Genomic DNA, 19,298 nt, shown 5'->3' on the forward strand with positions numbered 1-19,298 from the left:
GATATGACAGACGCAAATAACCAGGACTTCCGTTTTGGCCCAATGTTTACGGTCATGCTGTTAGGGGCTTTCGTGGGCATTCTAAATGAAACTTTATTGTCTACGGCGTTGCCATCCATTATGAATGACTTCGGTTTGAATGAGAATAAGGTACAGTGGCTGACGACGGCTTTCTTACTGACCAACGGCGTCATGATTCCCATTTCGGCTTATTTGATTGAACGGTTCTCGACAAGGGCGCTTTTCCTGTCAGCGATCGGGTTGTTCGGTCTGGGGACTATGCTTGCAGCCCTCTCCCACAGCTTTTCATTGCTATTGTTGGGAAGGGTGGTACAGGCAGCGGGCTCCGGTATCATGCTTCCACTGATCATGACGATCATCCTGACCATCATACCAAAGGGGAATAGAGGTCGGATGATGGGCTGGGCTGGTATCGTCATTTCCTTTGGACCAGCGATCGGACCAACCTTGTCCGGGTTCCTACTCGAATATTTCTCTTGGAGAGCGCTATTCTTCGTTGTCCTGCCCATTGTGGCAGTGATCATGGTGCTGGCGGTTGTGTATGTGAAAAATGTGACAAAGCTGACTCGTCCCAGAATCGATTTCCTGTCGATTTTCCTCTCCTCTCTGGGATTTGGGGGGTTGCTTTATGGATTCAGTGTGGCGGGGGAAAAAGGCTGGTCCAGCCAAATCGTCCTCCTCTTCATCACAATGGGCTTCATGACGCTTGGAATCTTCATATGGAGGCAGCTAAGACTCAAACAACCATTACTTCAATTTAGAGTCTTTGGTTATAAGACTTTTACGTTATCTCTAGTGATCACGATGGTCGTCATCATTTCGATGATCGGCGCAGAAACATTGCTGCCACTGTATATGCAGAATGTAAGAGGATTCAGTCCGCTCCAGTCCGGCTTGATGCTATTGCCGGGGGCGATTGTGATGGGGGTCATGTCCCCGGTTACCGGATTTCTCTTCGATAAATGGGGGGCAAGAAAATTGGCTGTTCCTGGACTCCTGATCGTCGTCGTGACGTCTTTCTTGATGACGAATTTGTCCATGGAGACGTCGATTGTCTACCTGTCAGCCATTTATTGTCTCCGGATGTTCGGATTGTCTCTTGCGATGATGCCAGTGATGACGAATGGGCTGAATCAGATCCCCGTTGAGTGGAGTGCCCATGGATCCGCAATGGCCAATACATTCCAGCAGATTTCGGGTTCGATCGGGACCGCCATATTGATCACGATTATGACAATGTCCTCAAAAGGTTACACACCTGAAGGTCCTTCCGGAGGCGGATCACAGATGATCGGTGAGATGGCCATGGTACATGGGTATAACCAGGCATTTCTATTTGCTTCATTCCTTGCCATTGGGGCGCTGGTTCTGTCCCTCTTCTTAAAAAAGGGAGCATCAGAACAAACGGAAGGCCATGAAGTAAGCAATGGATAAAACAAAAGAACATTCATTATAGGAGGAACAACACATGAGTATCAAAGTCAGCAACATTAAGAAATCTTATAAGCTTGGTAAGAGTGAAAGTGTTCAAGTATTGCATGGTGTGGATGTAGAATTCAATCAGGGGGAGTTCGTATCCATCCTAGGGGAGTCCGGGAGCGGGAAGTCCACCCTGATGAACATCATCGGCGGGATGGACAGGGATTTCGAAGGAGATGTGATGGTGGACGGAACAAGCCTTCAAGAGATGAAGGAAAATGAGCTCGATGCGTATCGGAAGCTTAAAGTAGGATTTATCTTCCAGAGCTTTAATCTGATCAGTCATTTATCCGTATTGGAAAACGTTGTCCTGACTATGCAGATGACGGATATGAGTGCGTCTGAAAGAGAACAGAAAGCCAAGAAGACTTTGACCGACCTTGGCTTGGGGAATCATATAGATAAAAAACCGAATCAACTGTCAGGAGGGCAGAAACAAAGGGTGGCCATCGCACGCGCGCTTTCCAATGACCCAGACATTATCCTTGCAGATGAACCGACAGGGGCTCTTGATAAGAAAAACAGCGAGCAGATCATGCAGCTGCTGGATGATATCGCGGCACAAGGAAAGCTTGTCATTACGGTTACTCATTCTCAAAAGGTGGCGGACTATGGGACCAGGATCATCACCATGGATGATGGGAACATCATCAAAGATGAATCGTTGAGAGAACCTTATGGCCAGAAGGAGAACGCGCCGAAGGTCAAAACAAAGAACTTGAGATTTGGGGCAGCGATGAAAATGGCTTTCAACAATATCCGATTGAACCTCAAACGAAATCTGCTCGTATCATTCGGTGGTGCGATCGGAATCTTGAGCGTCATCCTGATGTTGGGGTTGGGGTCAGGGGTGACCGACTATATCAATAAAGAAATCAATGCCAATCTGAATCCGAACCTCATTCAAGTGACGAAAGCGCCCGAAGGTGATGAAAGTGCAGGCTCAGGACCACTACCGAATCCAGTGCAGGAAACGGTGCCCCTTGAACAGGAGGATGTACGGCGAGTAAAGAACATCGACCATGTCAAGAAAGTCGAGAATGTCTATACGTTAACGATGGGAAGCTCCATTTTGTACAAGGATACATCAGTGAATATCGTACAATACCAAACGATGAATGATAGTGTGAATGAAGAGGATCTCATTGCAGGCGAACTCCCCGGGGTTGATGAAGTACTGCTTTCTGAAACGGCCGCAAAAAAAGTGAAAGACTCTCCTGAAGAACTTGCCGGAGAACAAGTGGAACTTTACATCAATACAACAGATGATCAAAACAGGCCGGTCATCCTAAAGAAAGAAATGACTGTGTCAGGAGTCATCAAAGGCAGCATGAATCAGGATCTTGCCTACACATCGTATCAGACATTAGATGAGATGTTTCAAAGTGAAGACATCACATTAATGGCCACCCAGCTGGATGTGACGGTGGAAGAGGATAAGTATGTCGATAGGGTACAGGCAGATCTGGAGGACGCAGGCTTCACCGGTACCGGGGTAGGGAACATCCTGAACCAGGTGACAAATTACTTGAAAATCGCCACCAATGTATTAGCCGGGATAGCCGGTATTTCCCTGCTAGTGTCCGCTATCATGATCATTGTCGTGCTGTACATCAGCGTAGTGGAACGGACAAAGGAAATCGGGATCCTGCGTGCCGTGGGGGCAAGAAGAAAAGACATCAAACGGATCTTCTTTTCAGAAGCCGCTTTACTCGGTTTTGCTAGCGGCGTGATCGGGGTCCTGATGGCAAGCATTATCGGGATATTGGGAAATAATGTGATGCAACAGGCGTTCGATGCCCAGTTGATCCAAATCAGTGCAGGGAATGTTCTGACGGGAATCCTGATCAGTGTGATCATCAGCATCCTTGCTGCCTTGTTGCCAGCTGCCAAAGCATCAAAGCTGGATCCGATGGAATCGCTGCGCTACGAATAATCAGGCTTTGGTCATTCGAGCAAAACCAACGCTAATGAATATGTTATATAGGGCCCAGGCGATCATGCTGGGCTCTTTCTGTGAAATGGAGGAGGTAACGTGATTCACGCTTATGGAATTACACATGAAAATAAGCTGGAGACGGATATTTTGATTGGAGGGGGACTCCAATCATATAAATGGATCTGGATCGATTTCGATACCCCTACGGTTGAAGAAATCAGTCATTTGTCTGATACGTTCCACTTTCATCCTTTAGCGATCGAGGACTGTCTCCAATCGATTCAAAGACCTAAATTGGACTATTACGAGGATCATACCTTCTACGTAACCCATGCGGTGAAGAAAGGACGGGAAGGACTGTCAAAGGAAGAGGTTCAATTCTTTGTCGGAAAACAGTTCATAGTAAGCTTCCACCGGTATCAATCAATAGAGATCAATCAAGTACAGAGACGGATACGGGAAGTACAAGCTGGGATTGAAAACTGGGACCCAAATTATGTGTTTTATCAAGTGGTAGATAAAATCGTGGACAACTACTTTCCCGTTATTTATGAAATAGAAGACCGCTTGGACAGAATTGAAGATAATCGGCAAAACCAATCGATGAATGTTCTAATGACCGAGCTTTTTGATACACGCTCCCAATTGCTGACACTACGCCATATCATCCATCCAATGCGCGATCTCCTTTATAGAATGCTCAATTCCCAACACTTACAAGGGATTAAAGAGAAAAGGAAGTATTTTTCGGATATTTACGACCATCTTCTAAAACTATCTGAAATGGTCATGTCGAACAGGGAAATCACGGTGGATATCCGAGATAGCTATCTATCATTGAACTCCTTGCAAACCAACAATGTCATGAAAATCCTTACGATCATTACGTCCATTTTCGCTCCTTTGACGTTTATCGCAGGAATTTATGGGATGAACTTTGTTCACATGCCGGAACTGAGGTGGACCTACGGCTACGCCATTGTACTCGGAGTCATGGGCTTGGTATGCATCTTGATGATCGGGTGGTTTTGGAAGAGGGGATGGTTTAGATGACCCATGAAGTGGCGAATCTGCCGGGGGTCTGGAACCGGGGGACTGTCCATGTGGTTCCGCTGACCCCGCCTTCCTGGCCTCATAAGGTATGCTGAGGTAAAGAAAATTCGACACGGAGGATCAATTATTTAATAAGAGGATCAATAAAAGTCTAAACAGGATTGATAATCGAAAAACTAGGAGCAATAAACGTAGATCAGGATTGAAAAGGGTCTGAGTTGGATCAATTCCACATTCGGTGGCGTTTCCATGGTGGATTTCACTCCAGTACCGGGGCCTCATGCTCACCAAAGAACCTGCTCCAGATAAAAATGGACAATGTAACGTTCTTTTTTGTTGAAAATCAGATAAAAACGCTGGAGGGGGAACCGAGATGGGAACAGCAGCGGTCATTCCAGTAACGTTTGAACGAAAAACCCTTTTTGAAGGGAGAATATGCAGAGCTCAAGAAGCATCTGGCGGACCGACCTGATGACCGGGAAGCCCATTCGGAAGCAAAGGCAGCATTTATTCAAAGAGTATTGAATATGGAGAGGTAAGGTTTGAGAAAGGCTGAGAAGGGAGCTTTTTGTTAGATGATACCTTGCTTGATAGGAATCGTGAGGTAGATCAACTGTTTTTGATTATTAGGTAGTTCACTTTTAAAACAAAAAAAGGGTGCCAGCCCCGGCACAGTGAATGTGCTGGGGGCTGGCACCCCTTTTAAACAAGGGCCCTTACTTAGTCACAGAAAAGCCTTCCTCATCTTTCACTCCATCTGCATACTCATCAAGAAGAGCGCGAACTTCGTCGGTGGTGACGGTTTCCATCAGACGATTTCTCAGCTCGCTCGCTCCACGGAAGCCGCGGACGTAAATCTTGAAGAAGCGGCGGAGCGGTTTGAACGGACGAGGCTCGAGTTCATCGTTATACTTATCATGAAGATCCAGCTGCAGCCTTAGAAGGTCAAGCAGTTCTTCACTTGTATGTTCTTTCTTCTCTTTTTCAAAGGCGAACGGATTATGGAAGATCCCTCTTCCGATCATGATGCCGTCCACGCCGTATTTCTCGGCGAGCTCAAGTCCTTTCTGGCGGTCAGGGATGTCTCCGTTGATCGTCAGTAAGGTGTGTGGGGCGATTTCGTCACGGAGTTTCTTGATCTCCGGAATCAGCTCCCAGTGGGCATCAACGTCACTCATTTCCTTTTTCGTACGGAGGTGGATGGACAGATTGACAATATCCTGTTCCAACAGGTGCTTCAGCCAGTCGTGCCATTCCTCCACCTTAGTATATCCGAGACGGGTCTTCACACTGACGGGAAGTCCACCCGCTTTGGCTGCCTGGATGAGTTCCGCTGCGACTTCCGGGCGGCGGATCAGACCTGATCCTTTTCCGTTCGCTGCGACATTGTGTACAGGACAACCCATGTTGATATCGATTCCGCGAAAGCCCATTTTCGCCACACCAATACTTGTTTGGCGGAAGTATTCAGGCTTGTCCCCCCAAATATGGGCGACGATCGGCTGTTCATCTTCCGTGAACGTCAAACGTCCGCGTACGCTGTCTTTTCCTTTCGGATGACAGTAGCTTTCTGTATTCGTAAACTCTGTGAAAAACACGTCAGGTCTCGCCGCTTCACTCACAACATGACGAAAAACGACATCGGTCACGGCTTCCATCGGTGCCAAAACAAAAAACGGTTTAGGCAACTCATGCCAAAAATTATCTTTCATATCTATTTAAACCCTTTCCTTAAGGAAAACATGTTCCCAAAATTAAAAAGTAGAATGCTTCAGTCTTATCCATTCCCAGATAGGCTGGATTCCAACCAGTATATACTTTAATAGGAATAAACGAAAAGTGCAAGGGGGACAAGTCGTCTTATTTTGAGGAAAATCCTCCTTCATTCTCCTCTGGAAGGGGGAGATTGGATGATAGTGATGTTGAAAATAGAACGATGAACCTTCGCACAAGTAGAGGTACAGCCAGTAAGCTAACGTTTCGCACACCAAGGGACCGGATTTCATTCATATCTCAAAGATGAAAAAATACCCAAAAAGTACAACCAACATCTGTAAAAAATTGCTATAATGATTCTTATAGTGCAGTGCAGGCACTCACATATTGAATGACAGTAAAGGGGAGCTGCTGATGTCTGAGTTTAATGAAAACCCATTAATAAAGAGCGATGAAACGAAAACAAAGATCAAGGTGGAAAGAAAAGAAGGGGAACCGACTGCCGCCTTTAAAGGGGCGAGCTGGGCGGCCTTTGTAGTGGGTGCTTCCGCTTATCTGATCGGCCTGTTCAATGCTTCGATGGAACTGAATGAGAAGGGGTATTACTTTGCGGTATTGATTTTCGGACTGTATGCAGCAGTATCCCTGCAAAAAGCGGTAAGGGACAAAGAAGAGGATATCCCTGTTTCCGGCATCTATTATGGGCTCAGCTGGTTTGCCGTCATTGTGGCCATTTCCTTGATGGCGATCGGACTTTATAATGCGGGGAGTATCATTTTAAGCGAAAAAGGATTTTACGGTATGTCTTTTGTTCTTTGTCTGTTTGCTGCCATCACCATTCAGAAAAATATCCGGGATACGCAGTGGGCAAGAGAAAGGGAATAATTCTAAAAAAAGAAGTATCCAAGAACCATCCAACGTTCTTGATACTTCTTTTTATTATGACATCAATTAAGCCGATGCCGCGTGCTTCCGGTCCAATCGATGACTCAAGAAGGTCAATAGACTCGCACCAAGTGCAACGACCCCGCCGACAAGTGTCACATTCAATAATGGGCCTTGATGGTAGACAAGCCCTCCGAGTGCCGAACCCATGGCGATGCCGACATTGCTTGCAACGGGCATCAAGGAAGCGGCGAGTCCTGTCGCTTTCGGCTGATACACACCGGCAAGGTCGATCAAGTAAAGCTGGGTCGAGGTGGTGAGCAGAATCGCCATCAGGGACATCAGTCCAATGTTGATCAATCCGACGACGAAATGGCCGGTGGTAAAGTACAATCCCATCAGGACAAAGGCCTGGATAAGGAAAACGAATCGAAGGCGTCCGATGGCATTGTGGCTGGCAATCTTTCCGGCCAGTATGTTACTGAAAATCGAGATGAAACCGTAGGCAAACAGGATCAAGCTGATGGAGCTGCCCGGTGCGCCCATCATGTTCAGAATCGGGACAAGATACGTAAATACCGCATAGGTTGCACCGAAGCCAAGAGCCGGGATGAAGAAAGCCATCAAGATCCGCGGGTGGGTCAACAACGAAAACTGATCACGCATGGAACTGCGGTATTGACTGAGCTTACTCGGCAAATTCATGAAAGAGGCCAAAAAGGCAACCACACCAAGAATCGTCGTTAACAGGAACGTGGCATGCCAGTCGTACCACTCCGCGATGACGGTACCGATGGGCACTCCGATCACGTTTGCCAGAGTAAACCCGCCGAAAACGAAGGAAATGGCCACTCCCCGTTTCGTTACTGGAATCGCTTCGCTGGCGATCGTCATGGCAAGGGAAATCGAAACGCCTGTGACGATGGCTGTCAGCATTCGAAGGACAAGCAGCATGACGTAGCTCGTCGAAATCACACACAATGCATTCAGGATGATAAACGACCCTATCAAAAACAACATCCATTTCCGCTTAGGAAAATGGCTTGTTGCAGACATGACGACCGGGGTGGCGATGGCAAAGGTAATCGCAAACGCCGACACAAGCGTACCTGCCTTTGCGTTGGTTATATGAAGGCTCGAGGAAATCTCCGTTAAGATCCCCACGATGACAAACTCGCTTGTGCCGAGAACAAAAGTTAGTAAACTAAGCGTGAAGATAAGAAACCACTGTTGTTTGGTTAATACAGTCTCTTGCATAAGTACCTCTTTTCTAGGATGGATAGACATCAATAGTAGTATGGGCAAACAATTTCATTATCATATCATAAAATGGGACAGTGGGGACAGGTCCCTTGTCCCAGGAAACATGGGGGGCGGTTCTGGTGCTTCCTAAACAAAAAAGGAATGCTATTCATTCTCAGCATTCCTTTTTTTGCTTTTACGGTTTCTATATCAAGGCATACGCGACGTCAACAGCCAGTAGCCGCGGAACCTGTCCCCACTGTTCTCAAATCTCCGGCCGCACCCACAACTTCGAAAAGTCCACATATCCAAAATGCTTGATCTCAATGTTCATAATGTCAGTCGAAAAAGGGATGTATCGTTTCTCGTAATAGAGTGGAATCATGATGGATTCTCTCATGAGCCTATTCTCCAGCTCCATATTTAAGGCGGTCCAGTCTTCGAATGATGTTTGACGATATTCCTCCAGACTGGACTTCCACGTACTGTCTTTTTCAAAAAGGGGATAAAGAGGCGAATATCCGTTTTTCAAAAAGTGATAAAACGAGAAGTTCTGGTTGGATTCAAAGATTTCTCCGTGAACGAATAGGTCCACATGGAATGTCTCGGGCTGCCTCGTCAGGGTGTCGGCAAAGGAAAACCACTTAACGTCGACTGGAATGCCTTCTTTTTCAAAAACCTCCACAAGCCACTCGGTGGTTTTCGCTGTATGATTGGCACAACGGATCACAATCGGCTCTTTAAACAAGGGACGTTCTGCCTCCGGGATAGTCATGGATTGGTCCTGTCCGATCAGGATGCTCTTGCCGTTCGGTGTCAGGCGGGGATCGAGGTCACGAAGGGTGTGGCGGTTCTTCGCAATCACCCAGTGCAGATAATCCCGTACGGCTTTTCTTTGAATCTGGGAATCTCGTCCCGGAACGGCATTCATGACGACAATCCCGAAGCCCGAGTCACTCTCGACCTCAACAGAAGAAGACTGACTCTCTTCAATGTGAGAATGATAGATTCCTTTGAAATCTTTCGGCACCTGGACAAATTCTACAGCATCGAGGAGCGGCCTCTCCTGAAAGTGCTCTTTAAAGGCAGCGAGAGTTGTCTTCGCATCTGTATTCTCCTCGATGGAAAAGCATCCAGTCCCGAAGGTCCGTCCCTTGTTTTCTTTATAAATGCTCGCACACATCATGCTGAGCATGGGGAGGATGTAGCTGCAGCCCCCGGGGTGATGGATATCGATGATGAGGGGGGCCTTTGCCTCGATCCTTTCGACTGGTTCCCATAGATCTTGATAATGAGGGCATGTCCGAAGCTGTTCGAGACAATGGACAACATCCTTTGCCGTCAGGATGGAACCGTCGTGGAATTGGATGTCCTTTTTTACATATAGTCGCAGTTTCGCAGATGAAGCGTCCCAGCTGTGTGCAAGTTCCGGGAGGATGTCCCCTTCTTCTGTGAGGGAGACGAGGCGGTTGAATACGTTTGCCACTAGATGGGCGCTGAGGACATCGGCTGCCTCCAATGGGTGGATAGAGAAAAAGGGATATCTCTTCGGCACGATCAGCTTATCTTTGGACTCTTTCACAAATCCGAGCTTACTGTGGAATTTATTCATCAGCCTCATCTTGCTGTCGGTTGACCAGTTGTACATGAGATACTTGCTGCTAGTCTCAATTGGTTCCTCGTCCAGGAGCTTTACGACTTCCTCTTCGAACTCTTCCTCCACATCTTTCTTCCATAGAAGTGTCGATACATTTCCCCGTCCGCGTCCCGGTGTAAAAGCAATCCAGCCTTCTTCATTCCATTTTTTCAAATAGCGGGTCGTCTGCTTGTGGCTCAATTGCAGGGTTTCAGAGATTTCCTCCACTCGGATGCTGCCTGATGGATAGTACCGCCAAAGGGTTAGTAATTTATTCTCCACGTTGCTTCTCCTCCTAAAAAGGGGACATCGATTTGAAAAGTGTCTATTTTTATAATCTTTCGTCTAGTTTACTATACAGTAAATAGAGGAGGGGTAACAACATGAAGTGGAAGGAATTACCTCAAAACATAAAAGTACGGATGATCACGTCATTCTTTAACCGTGCCGTCTCATCCGCCGTCATGCCGTTCATGGCGCTGTTCTTTGCTCAGGAACTGAATAAGATTTGGGCAGGGATCTTCCTGATCGTCACCGTGGTGATCGGGTTTTTCATCAATCTGGTCGGGGGATACATATCAGACCGCTTTCCCCGGAAGAAAGTCCTGCTGACAACGTCTTGGCTGAACGCCATGTTCTTTTTCATCATGACTGTTAGTCTTTTTCCGAAGGATAACTTGATCCTGCTGTTTGCAGGTGCCTATATCGGGTTCATCATCACGAGCAGCCTGGGCCGTCCTGCAATGCATGCGATTATCATCGATTCGACGACGCCGGAGAACCGTAAAGCCGTCTACGCCTTGGATTACTGGCTCGTCAACCTGTCCATGGCGATCGGTGCGGCCCTAGGGGGACTACTGTATTTGGACCATCAGACAGAGCTATTTATGATGCTGACCTTTACGTCCATGACGATTCCCGTTGCGTATGGGATCTGGCTTCAGGACAACTTCAAGGATCAGCTGCAGAAAAAGCACGAGAATGTGTTCATCGATCTCGTGAACAATTACCGGATAGCCTTCAGGGATTCGGCATTCGTGAAAGTGGTGGCAGGGTCCACCTTCATCTTCGCAGCGGAATTCTCCCTGAACAGCTATATCGGGATCCGTTTAGCGGAAACCTTCAAGGCTGTGAACATCGGGGATTTTGAAATCGTCGGAGTCAGGATGCTCAGTATTTTGAACATTGAGAACATGTTGCTCGTCGTCTGCCTCACGTTCATCATCAACCGTTATACAGACCGCCTGAATAAGAAGAACGCCCTCTTGATCGGACTCATCCTGTACGGAATCGGCTATGTGGCGGTCACATCCGCCAACACGTGGTACGTCCTGATTGCATTTAATCTGATTGCGACAATGGGGGAACTGATCTACTCCCCGATCCGTAACGCAGAGCAGGCTAATATGATCCCAAGCGATAAGCGGGGCTCCTACTCCGCATTTTCTAACCTGTCCTTCAGCGGTGCGGATCTTGTCGCACGGTCCACGATCATTATAGGTGCCTTCTTGATGCCGACGATGATGAGTGTTTATATCGGTTTCATCGTTATGCTCGGTACCGTTCTTGTTTATACGGGATTGTTTGGCGGAAGCTGGGTAAAGGCGAAAGTGTTGGACAGTGGTGTTGGTGCGAGTGGAGGAAAGTAAAAGGGAAGGGGATTCCTGGAAGGAGGAATCCCCTTTTTTTGATGGTTTCTAAATCACGAGTTGTTCCGTTGATCAGAGGGAATGAAAAAGTAATTAAGGAGCAAGAGGGAGTGAGTGGTATGAGTATGAGTCCCTCTTTAGCATGATCTTCATTACCACTTTCCTTTGTGATTCTTATTCATTAAATCCCCCATTGCTTTAAGTGTAGTTCTTCACATTTTTTTATCATTCTTATCAATCATTCTAGAGATTAATTTATGACAACCTATTGTATAGAGAAACATGATTAAAAAAGGATTGGTCGTTGGGAAAATTTCCACCCCATCCTCTTTTACATGTACCACGTACAAGCTTGAGATGTTGTAGTTCTCTGCAAGGGAACTCAACAGAATAAAGCCTAAGTAGAACCCAATAAATGATAGTACATATAAAATGAACATTTTGATCATAACCATCTCCCTCTTATGTTCTAGCACCAGCTAGTTTAAATAAGACTTAAAACTCAATTCCAGACAGCTGCTTTATTTCTTCTAATCGTTTCTCATGACGTTTAACAGTCATAAGGGGTTTTTGTGGTGAATCAAATTTACTATAGAGGAAAAGCTTACTTTCAATCCTTCGATTTTTTCCGCCTGACTATTGTTATCGTAAAACGAATAGATTCCCTCATACGCCCACGTAATGAACTCATGGACATCTTCCTCGATCCTTCTTCTAATGGTCAGTTCCATGCTTTTTATCCACCTCAGTATTCTTTGTCCTGTTTCTCGATCCATTTATTCACTTTTTTCTCCATCTCTTTTTGCAATTCCCCAATGTTTCCACTATCTCTCTGAGCGGTTTTAACGTATTTCGCCGGGAACATTTTTTCCAAGGAGGACTGATACATGCTGCCGTCCTTTGGTTCTATGTATTCAATCACAGAATAGGTACCATCTTTTATGCTTAACCGAATCACGGCAGGTAATGAATGCCCGGACTGGGCTTCTAATCCGGTCGCTTTATTAAATCCACCGTAATACGACCACATATACACACTCAGGATCCCATCCTTTTCGCTCGTTCCATAGATTTTGTGGACTTCAAACTGCTTTTCTGTACCGTAGTAGGAGGTGGAATAGTTCTGAATGATATATTGGGAGATCGCGTTATCAATTTGTTGGGTTATCTGTTTATCTCCGTCGATCAGATTCTGTTCTTTCCCGTAACACCCGGCCAATAAGACCACTGCCATTAGTAAAAGTAAAACTCGTACCTTTTTCAAAATGTCCTTGCTCCTTGTATACATGTATTTTTGAAGGTTATAAGACATGGAGAATTTAATTCCATTTTACCATAGGGTTTCTTGTATTTTCCTTTTTTTACAATTAAATCTATGGTATCTTCCAGTAGAGCACTCACGAAACGGATAAGGGGGAGAGGACGAATGAGGATCGTATCACTTAAAGAGATGCCGAAAGAGAACCTGGTTGAATTCTTCAATCGGCATTGGGGCAGTCCGAAGATGGTCATTTCCAGTGGGATCTATGACTGTGCTGCGTTAGACGGCTTTGCCTACCTGAATGAAGAAACCGTAATCGCAGGTTTGATTACATATGTGGTCAAAGACGAAGAATGCGAGATTATTTCCCTTGATAGTTTGGAAGAAAAGAAGGGCATCGGCACCTCCCTGATGAAAGAAGTAGAAAAGGTGGCAGTCGGGAGCCGGTGCAAGCGCATCACGCTGATCACAACCAATGACAATCTGCCGGCACTGAAATTTTACCAAAAGAGGGGCTTCATGATTTCAACTATTCACCGGTTCGCAGTGGAGAAGGCGAGAAAGGTAAAGCCTGAGATCCCTATGATCGGAATTGACGGGATTCCCATTAGAGATGAAATTGAACTGGAGAAGGGGGTGACTCTGACGGATGATTATACTTAAAATAATGAAAAGAGTAGGAGGGAAGATGTGAACAATTTTAATAAAGCGTTATCTCTTGTAAACAAATTAGTCTATGAACCTAATCAATTAACCTTAAAATCGGTTCAAGAAGAAAAACGAAATGCGAATTACGGAGCTGGTACATTTGAACTGGCTTCTCGTTCAGTTCGATTTAGGGTCGCAAAAGTAACACCTAATAAGGTGGGGCAATTTGTTGCATTTTGGGAAAAAGATGAAAATGATAACAATCAACCATATACATATGAAAAGGCACCTGACTTGTTGGTCATCAATACCTTTTTGAGTAATGAAGAATGGGGGCAATTTGTTTTCCCGAAAGACATTCTTGCCAAACAAGATATTCTTAAGACGAGTGCTGCGAAAGGGAAAATGGCCATTAGAGTTTACCCCAGTTGGGATACCCCAACCAGCAAACAAGCGATAAAAACTCAAACATGGCAGTTACCCTATTTTGTCGATTTGAGTGATACCAATAAACTGCCCATGAAAAAAATATTGGAACTGTATTCGCAGTAAATTAGTATATTCACTTAATACCACATGTCTGAACTTATATTTATCCATTAAAGAGGGCTTACCCTAGAAACGATAAGCTTTTTTATTGTGATAATTTGACTTGAGTAGGATAATGAATTTGAAATAATTGGTATTGGTTTAATGAATGTGGAGGACAGATGATGGATAATCAATATTTTGTAGGTTGGGGCACACTGGCGCTGATAAATGCCGGACTTGCACAAGGGAAAAACAGGAAGGGGTTAAACTGGTTTCTGCTTTCACTCGTATTGGGTCCTTTGGCGACGCTAATTTTGCTATTTGTTGAAAAGAGGGAATGGTAGCGTGCGTATATTGAAGGTTTAACTCTCTTTTTGTTGAATTCTTATAATAAATTTGAAGATTAACCGAATTTTATAGAGGAGGAAGTATAGTGAATCAAAACAGTGCATTGATTATAGTGGATGTTCAAAAAGCATTTGATGACCCAAAATGGGGAGAACGAAATAATGTAAATGCAGAAGAGAATATTAGTAAAATACTAAAGGTTTGGAGAGCGAAGGGAGGGCAAGTCATTCATATTCAACACACGTCAGACCATCCGAATTCTGTATTTTATCCCGGCAATAAAGGTTTTACTATAAAGGAATTGGTTAGTCCTCTTGAAGAAGAAGTGGTAATTACCAAGAAAGTGAATAGTAGTTTTATTGGCACCAATTTAGAAGAAACGTTAAATAAAAATCATATTAAAACAGTGATAATAACAGGGTTGACCACTCCTCATTGCGTCTCAACAACGACGAGAATGAGCGGGAATTTAGGCTTTAACACTTACCTAATATCCGATGCCACAGCGGCATTTGGAATGAAAGATCAAGATGGCCGTTATTTTGATCCGGAAACGATACATAACGTGTCTTTAGCTACATTGAATGATGAATTTGCCACCATCCTTTCAACGGAACAATTGTTAGATATGTTGAATTAAGACACCATGGGGACAGGTACCATGGGGCCTCATTTTAGTAAAGGTGCCGAGGGGGCTGTCCCTATGGTTTCCATAACAGAAACATAGGAGGCGTGGGATATGAACACCAATAGAATCGATCATGTGAGTATAAACGTAAATGACCTTTCAGAGGCTAAGGCGTTTTTGTTGATTTAGGACTCGAAGTGCAAGCGGAATGGGAATTGGATGGAGAGCAGTTGGACAGAATCGTTGGACTTAATCACGTTAAAACGGCATGTGTAGGATTGGGGATGCCAGATGGTCAGGCATGGATAGAGCTGGTCAAATTTTATACACCTTCAGATGAAAAAGGTATTCAGCAACCTTTTGCCATTACGCTGGGTATCCGACATATTTGCTTTGCTGTTGAAGATATTGAAACGATTGTGGCCAATTTGAAAAAAAGAAGGGCACGGAAATCTTTAGTGAGATACAGCAGTACGAAGAAAGTTATAAGTTATGCTACTTTCGTGGTCCAAAAGGGATTATTTTAGAGTTGGCGGAGAAAATCAGTTAAATAGTGTATCGGATTTTAAATGATTTAGATCTCCGGCTTGGGGTACTTTAATGAAAAAAGACGCTAAAAGAGGAAAACACCAGAACCATAAGTTTCTGGTGTTTTCTATGTCCCTAATAACTTTCTAAAAACCGTTAAAGGGGATTTTTCTTATTATAGGGAATCATAAAGTACCTTCTATCAAGCAACCAATTAGTTGCTTATACTTGACGAGCAACCATTTAGTTGCATATAATCAATCTATGACTTGGGACAAAGACACTATATTCAAAGCACTTGGCGACTCGACTCGGCGGCTTATCCTGGATGAGCTTTCCGATCGCAACGAGCTGACATTGTATGAACTTACGGCACGCCTCGTTATGAAGCACAACCTTTCCATTTCGCGACAGGCGATCACCAAACATCTAAATCTATTGGAAGATGCAGGACTCGTCATGTCAGAACGGAAGGGTAAATATCGAGTACTTATGTTTAACAAAGAACCACTTGCAAACTTATTGAAAGGATGGGTAGACTAACTTTTCACGAATCGGCAGAAGAGCAACTGCCATCGCAACGATTAAAGGAGGCCAAATGAGGATGAAAATTATTATAACCAGTATATTCGTTCAAGATCAAGACAAAGCATTAGCGTTTTATACAGACACGCTGGACTTTGTGAAAAAACATGACGTTCCTACAGGAGCACACCGGTGGATTACGCTTGTTTCAGCTGATGAACAAGACGGGACCGAGCTTTTACTTGAACCAAATGAGCACCCGGCTGCGAAAGAGTATCAAGAGAAATTATTCGCAGACGGCATCCCTGTAACGATGTTTGGGGTTTCAGATATTCGCAAAGAGTACGAGCGACTAGTGGAAAAAGGTGTAACGTTTACGATGGAGCCTACCGTCATGGGAGAGATCACGATAGCTGTCTTTGACGATACATGTGGAAACCTTATTCAGATGATACAGCAGTAATTGGTTATGACGATGTATAAAATAAATTGGAGCATTGAAAATTAGGTGAGATAAAAATGGACAGTCAAGTAAAGTTGGAATTTGAACATTCTAAGTCAGGCGATAAAGAAGAGCGTTATGAAGCCTACCAATATATATTAAAAGTAACGGACCAAAAAGTTGATTGGGCATATGAAGTATGGGATCAACTACTAGAGGACTTAACTCATAAAGATAACCATCAACGCTCTCGTGCAGCACAATATTTAGCTAACCTAGCCATAAGCGATCCAGAGATGAGGATAATGAAAGATTTCCCAGGGTTGTGGGAGGTAACAAAAGATGAAAAGTTTGTGACGGCCAGGCATTCTCTCCAATCAATCTGGAAGGTCGGAATTGCTGGTACACCTCAAAAAGAAATGGTTATGGATTTTATGGTTGAACGTTTTAAAAAAGGAACAGATGAAAAAAACGTTACTTTAATCCGGAATGACATTCTTCAAAACATGAGGAATTTATATGACCACTTTAATGATGAGTCTATCAAACAAACCGCTTTAGATTTGATTGATACGGTTGATGACAAAAAATACAAAAAAAAGTATATGGATATTTGGAAGTAATTCAACTTTCTTAAAGAACGAAGTCTTAACCCCCGTGGCCATTCCTCTACGTGTTGTAAGCAGCACGTAGAGGAATGGTCCTTTTTCTTTAAATAGGGATAGTCAGTAGGAAAAATATCGGTTTATTCTATGAGATGTTGGGGATTCTTCTTAATAATAAGGAACATAAAATAAATTTATTGATAAAAGGATTGCTTAGAGGAGTCATCCCATTTAGCTTCTTGATATTCTTTTAGCTGTTATGGAATCAATTTCAAGGGTCATCAGCCATTGCAAACACATTCTTTTTTTATGGTCAGTTCTCTTTTTTCATAGGGTTGGCAAGCGTCATATATGAAATTGAACAATGGCGATTCTTCAAACAAATGATGGCTCAATACTTGGTCATGCTGTTGACTGTTTTTCCAACTTTACTTCTGAACGGTTTTTACCCGCTTGTTTCTTTCAGAGATGTTGTGAACGTATTTTTCCTTTTTAATAAGGTTGGAGTTATCTTGTTTTTGATTACATATTTAATTTTTACATGGCGTAAAAGGGCTTATATGAAAGCCCGTCATCAATAACCTGACTACCGCTAACATGGATCTTTGCTTCCAAAAGCAAGAAAGAAGCATAAGAACCGTCCCCGTGTTTCCGTGCTCTCTTGATTTTTGTCGAATGTTCGCAATGAATGGAAAGGATTTCCGATAAGGATGTCGAAGAATTTAAAGAAGATTCTTTTTCTTAAAGGAGACCTGCTATGGTAGAGACTGTCCATCATTTAATTTTGCATGTGGTATTCATCCTATTTACGATTCTTGCTTTTCAGATGGTTACGAATGGATCGGACAGCAATACAGAAGGGTTTCCCTTTAAGTTCTTTCTCATGAATCTTGCTATTTTACTGTTTACAATGATCTTCCCCGTTGTATACTCCAGTGGTTATGTGTACGATTTCAAGGTCGTTCCTATTATCCTTGCCTTTCTCTATGGCGGGAAGAGAGCCGGGTTCAGTACGTTCACCGCCATGCTGTTGATCGGTTCATTGACCAACCATGTAATGGTCTTTTTGATCGTGAATTATGCGATTTATAGTGTACTCCTGATTCCTTTATCGAAATGGTATAGAAAGGGTACCTGGAAGAACAAAATGATCCTGATTTCGGTTTTTTATTTGTTCATCCCGGTTACAAAATCCCTTTATTTACTCCAGAACAATGAAGTACGGCAGCTTCCCCTTGTCGCAAGTTCCACATTGATCATTTGGATCACGCTGATCCTGACCATTTATCTGATTGAAAACCGACTGGAACAAACCAGGATTAAAACTGAACTCATGAAGGCTGAAAAGTTTAATGTAGTCAGCCAGTTAGCGGCTTCTGTTGCTCATGAAATCCGAAACCCCATGACGACCGTAAGAGGATTCATGCAGCTTCTGCAGAGAGAAACGTTAACGACTGAACAGAAGAGCTTTATCGACATATCCATACAAGAATTAGATCACGCCCAAGACGTCATTACTCAATACCTCTCCCTTGCCAAGCCGCAGACGGAGGAATACGAGGTGTTCAGTCTGACTGACACCATGAATGAATCCGTTGACGTGATGTCTACGTATGCTGTGATGAATAGCATTAAAATACATAAACATATTGAAACAGAACTGATGATCAAAGGGATAAAAATTGAGATGAAGCAAGTACTCCTCAATCTTCTGAAAAATGCCATCGAGGCGGTAAAAGAAAATGGAAAAATCACGGCGGCAGCCACTGTACATAAAGACGGCAGGATCTTGATTGTCATTCAAGATAATGGAGCGGGCATGACTCCGGAACAACTCAAGGTATTGGGCAGACCTTATTACTCGACCAAGGAAAAAGGGACGGGACTTGGTTTGACCTTCTGCTATCAAATTGTCAAAAGGTTGAAGGGTGAAATACAGGTGGAAAGCGAGCAGGGAGTGGGGACAACGTTTAGGATTTATTTGCAGGGGTGAGCCATGGGGACAGGTCCCATAGCACCACATAATAAAATATTGGTGCCTGTACCCAGCACGGTAAACCTTTAGCGTACCGGGGGGCAGGCACCGTTTTTATGTGCGTTTCATCCTATCTTAAGAAAAAATTAAGAATTCTCCCATGATTTTTTTAAGAAATTTCATTTAC

The 19,298-nt window shown here is 44.1% G+C and carries 20 protein-coding genes and 1 pseudogene; 15 read left to right on the forward strand and 6 right to left on the reverse strand.

Annotation, left to right across the window (positions count from 1 at the left end):
• Positions 1-3 precede the first annotated feature (3 nt).
• From Q1B03_RS14095 to corA, 3 genes are all read left to right on the forward strand, one after another.
• Entirely contained in the window at positions 4-1,455 is a 1,452-nt protein-coding gene (locus tag Q1B03_RS14095) for an MDR family MFS transporter (RefSeq protein ID WP_299742324.1), read from the forward strand.
• 34 nt (positions 1,456-1,489) lie between these two features.
• A complete protein-coding gene (locus Q1B03_RS14100) occupies positions 1,490-3,436 on the forward strand; it encodes an ATP-binding cassette domain-containing protein (RefSeq protein WP_299742327.1) in 1,947 nt (648 codons plus the stop codon).
• 99 nt (positions 3,437-3,535) lie between these two features.
• On the forward strand, positions 3,536-4,492 hold the full coding sequence (corA, locus tag Q1B03_RS14105) for a magnesium/cobalt transporter CorA (RefSeq protein WP_299742330.1): 957 nt from the start codon (positions 3,536-3,538) through the stop codon (positions 4,490-4,492).
• A 716-nt stretch (positions 4,493-5,208) separates the two neighbouring features.
• Here corA and Q1B03_RS14110 read toward each other — a convergent pair.
• The gene (locus Q1B03_RS14110; RefSeq protein ID WP_299742333.1) at positions 5,209-6,204 is read right to left on the reverse strand and encodes a tRNA-dihydrouridine synthase; all 996 of its coding nucleotides are present in this window, start codon (positions 6,202-6,204) and stop codon (positions 5,209-5,211) included.
• 418 nt (positions 6,205-6,622) lie between these two features.
• Between Q1B03_RS14110 and yiaA the strand changes: the two genes are divergently transcribed.
• Positions 6,623-7,093, forward strand: a complete 471-nt coding sequence (yiaA, locus tag Q1B03_RS14115; protein ID WP_299742336.1) for an inner membrane protein YiaA — start codon at positions 6,623-6,625, stop codon at positions 7,091-7,093.
• 66 nt (positions 7,094-7,159) lie between these two features.
• Here the strand turns inward: yiaA and Q1B03_RS14120 are convergent, their stop codons facing one another.
• Both Q1B03_RS14120 and Q1B03_RS14125 read right to left on the reverse strand, forming a co-directional pair.
• Positions 7,160-8,350 carry an MFS transporter gene (locus tag Q1B03_RS14120; protein WP_299742338.1) on the reverse strand — a complete coding sequence of 397 codons (1,191 nt, stop codon included), beginning with the start codon at positions 8,348-8,350 and terminating at the stop codon, positions 7,160-7,162.
• Positions 8,351-8,600: 250 nt separating this feature from the next.
• A complete protein-coding gene (locus Q1B03_RS14125) occupies positions 8,601-10,253 on the reverse strand; it encodes an ABC transporter substrate-binding protein (protein WP_299742341.1) in 1,653 nt (550 codons plus the stop codon).
• 101 nt (positions 10,254-10,354) lie between these two features.
• Between Q1B03_RS14125 and Q1B03_RS14130 the strand changes: the two genes are divergently transcribed.
• Positions 10,355-11,620, forward strand: coding sequence for an MFS transporter (locus Q1B03_RS14130; RefSeq protein ID WP_299742344.1), 1,266 nt, complete (start codon positions 10,355-10,357; stop codon positions 11,618-11,620).
• 212 nt (positions 11,621-11,832) lie between these two features.
• Here the strand turns inward: Q1B03_RS14130 and Q1B03_RS14135 are convergent, their stop codons facing one another.
• The 3 genes from Q1B03_RS14135 to Q1B03_RS14145 all read right to left on the reverse strand — a co-directional run bounded on the left by Q1B03_RS14135 (position 11,833) and on the right by Q1B03_RS14145 (position 12,884).
• On the reverse strand, positions 11,833-12,069 hold the full coding sequence (locus tag Q1B03_RS14135) for a DUF3935 domain-containing protein (RefSeq protein ID WP_299742346.1): 237 nt from the start codon (positions 12,067-12,069) through the stop codon (positions 11,833-11,835).
• A 108-nt stretch (positions 12,070-12,177) separates the two neighbouring features.
• Complete coding sequence (locus Q1B03_RS14140) at positions 12,178-12,351, reverse strand: hypothetical protein (RefSeq protein WP_299742349.1); 174 nt, start codon at positions 12,349-12,351, stop codon at positions 12,178-12,180.
• Positions 12,352-12,365: 14 nt separating this feature from the next.
• Complete coding sequence (locus Q1B03_RS14145) at positions 12,366-12,884, reverse strand: hypothetical protein (protein WP_299742352.1); 519 nt, start codon at positions 12,882-12,884, stop codon at positions 12,366-12,368.
• A gap of 162 nt (positions 12,885-13,046) precedes the next feature.
• On the opposite strand from Q1B03_RS14145, the gene Q1B03_RS14150 reads away from it, so the two are divergent.
• The 10 genes and pseudogenes from Q1B03_RS14150 (at position 13,047) to Q1B03_RS14190 (ending at position 19,129) form a co-directional block, all read left to right on the forward strand.
• The gene (locus Q1B03_RS14150; RefSeq protein WP_299742355.1) at positions 13,047-13,544 is read left to right on the forward strand and encodes a GNAT family N-acetyltransferase; all 498 of its coding nucleotides are present in this window, start codon (positions 13,047-13,049) and stop codon (positions 13,542-13,544) included.
• A gap of 27 nt (positions 13,545-13,571) precedes the next feature.
• Entirely contained in the window at positions 13,572-14,081 is a 510-nt protein-coding gene (locus Q1B03_RS14155; RefSeq protein ID WP_299742358.1) for a MepB family protein, read from the forward strand.
• A 158-nt stretch (positions 14,082-14,239) separates the two neighbouring features.
• Positions 14,240-14,404: a hypothetical protein gene (locus Q1B03_RS14160; RefSeq protein ID WP_299742706.1), complete on the forward strand. Its 165-nt coding sequence runs from the start codon at positions 14,240-14,242 to the stop codon at positions 14,402-14,404.
• A gap of 89 nt (positions 14,405-14,493) precedes the next feature.
• Positions 14,494-15,048, forward strand: a complete 555-nt coding sequence (locus Q1B03_RS14165; RefSeq protein WP_299742361.1) for a cysteine hydrolase family protein — start codon at positions 14,494-14,496, stop codon at positions 15,046-15,048.
• Between the two features lie 99 nt (positions 15,049-15,147).
• Positions 15,148-15,586: pseudogene (locus Q1B03_RS14170) on the forward strand (VOC family protein).
• A 242-nt stretch (positions 15,587-15,828) separates the two neighbouring features.
• On the forward strand, positions 15,829-16,107 hold the full coding sequence (locus Q1B03_RS14175) for a helix-turn-helix transcriptional regulator (protein WP_299742684.1): 279 nt from the start codon (positions 15,829-15,831) through the stop codon (positions 16,105-16,107).
• Between the two features lie 61 nt (positions 16,108-16,168).
• Complete coding sequence (locus tag Q1B03_RS14180) at positions 16,169-16,552, forward strand: VOC family protein (RefSeq protein ID WP_299742364.1); 384 nt, start codon at positions 16,169-16,171, stop codon at positions 16,550-16,552.
• Positions 16,553-16,608: 56 nt separating this feature from the next.
• Positions 16,609-17,154 carry a hypothetical protein gene (locus Q1B03_RS14185; protein ID WP_299742367.1) on the forward strand — a complete coding sequence of 182 codons (546 nt, stop codon included), beginning with the start codon at positions 16,609-16,611 and terminating at the stop codon, positions 17,152-17,154.
• Positions 17,155-17,423: 269 nt separating this feature from the next.
• Positions 17,424-17,717 carry a DUF3021 family protein gene (locus Q1B03_RS22180; RefSeq protein WP_366141299.1) on the forward strand — a complete coding sequence of 98 codons (294 nt, stop codon included), beginning with the start codon at positions 17,424-17,426 and terminating at the stop codon, positions 17,715-17,717.
• A gap of 176 nt (positions 17,718-17,893) precedes the next feature.
• Entirely contained in the window at positions 17,894-19,129 is a 1,236-nt protein-coding gene (locus Q1B03_RS14190) for an ATP-binding protein (protein WP_299742370.1), read from the forward strand.
• The last annotated feature ends 169 nt before the right edge of the window (positions 19,130-19,298 follow it).

It is taken from the genome of uncultured Rossellomorea sp. (assembly GCF_947488365.1).
Taxonomy (GTDB): domain Bacteria; phylum Bacillota; class Bacilli; order Bacillales; family Bacillaceae_B; genus Rossellomorea.

Coding starts and splice junctions, on each gene's coding strand:
- yiaA (WP_299742336.1), top strand. CDS start 6,623: ATGTCTGAGTTTAATGAAAACCCATTAATAAAGAGCGATGAAACGAAA.
- Q1B03_RS14150 (WP_299742355.1), top strand. CDS start 13,047: ATGAGGATCGTATCACTTAAAGAGATGCCGAAAGAGAACCTGGTTGAA.
- Q1B03_RS14095 (WP_299742324.1), top strand. CDS start 4: ATGACAGACGCAAATAACCAGGACTTCCGTTTTGGCCCAATGTTTACG.
- Q1B03_RS14135 (WP_299742346.1), bottom strand. CDS start 12,069: ATGATCAAAATGTTCATTTTATATGTACTATCATTTATTGGGTTCTAC.
- Q1B03_RS14120 (WP_299742338.1), bottom strand. CDS start 8,350: ATGCAAGAGACTGTATTAACCAAACAACAGTGGTTTCTTATCTTCACG.
- Q1B03_RS14180 (WP_299742364.1), top strand. CDS start 16,169: ATGAAAATTATTATAACCAGTATATTCGTTCAAGATCAAGACAAAGCA.
- Q1B03_RS14110 (WP_299742333.1), bottom strand. CDS start 6,204: ATGAAAGATAATTTTTGGCATGAGTTGCCTAAACCGTTTTTTGTTTTG.
- Q1B03_RS14175 (WP_299742684.1), top strand. CDS start 15,829: ATGACTTGGGACAAAGACACTATATTCAAAGCACTTGGCGACTCGACT.
- Q1B03_RS14185 (WP_299742367.1), top strand. CDS start 16,609: ATGGACAGTCAAGTAAAGTTGGAATTTGAACATTCTAAGTCAGGCGAT.
- Q1B03_RS14190 (WP_299742370.1), top strand. CDS start 17,894: ATGGTAGAGACTGTCCATCATTTAATTTTGCATGTGGTATTCATCCTA.
- Q1B03_RS14130 (WP_299742344.1), top strand. CDS start 10,355: ATGAAGTGGAAGGAATTACCTCAAAACATAAAAGTACGGATGATCACG.
- Q1B03_RS14140 (WP_299742349.1), bottom strand. CDS start 12,351: ATGGAACTGACCATTAGAAGAAGGATCGAGGAAGATGTCCATGAGTTC.
- Q1B03_RS14100 (WP_299742327.1), top strand. CDS start 1,490: ATGAGTATCAAAGTCAGCAACATTAAGAAATCTTATAAGCTTGGTAAG.
- Q1B03_RS14160 (WP_299742706.1), top strand. CDS start 14,240: ATGATGGATAATCAATATTTTGTAGGTTGGGGCACACTGGCGCTGATA.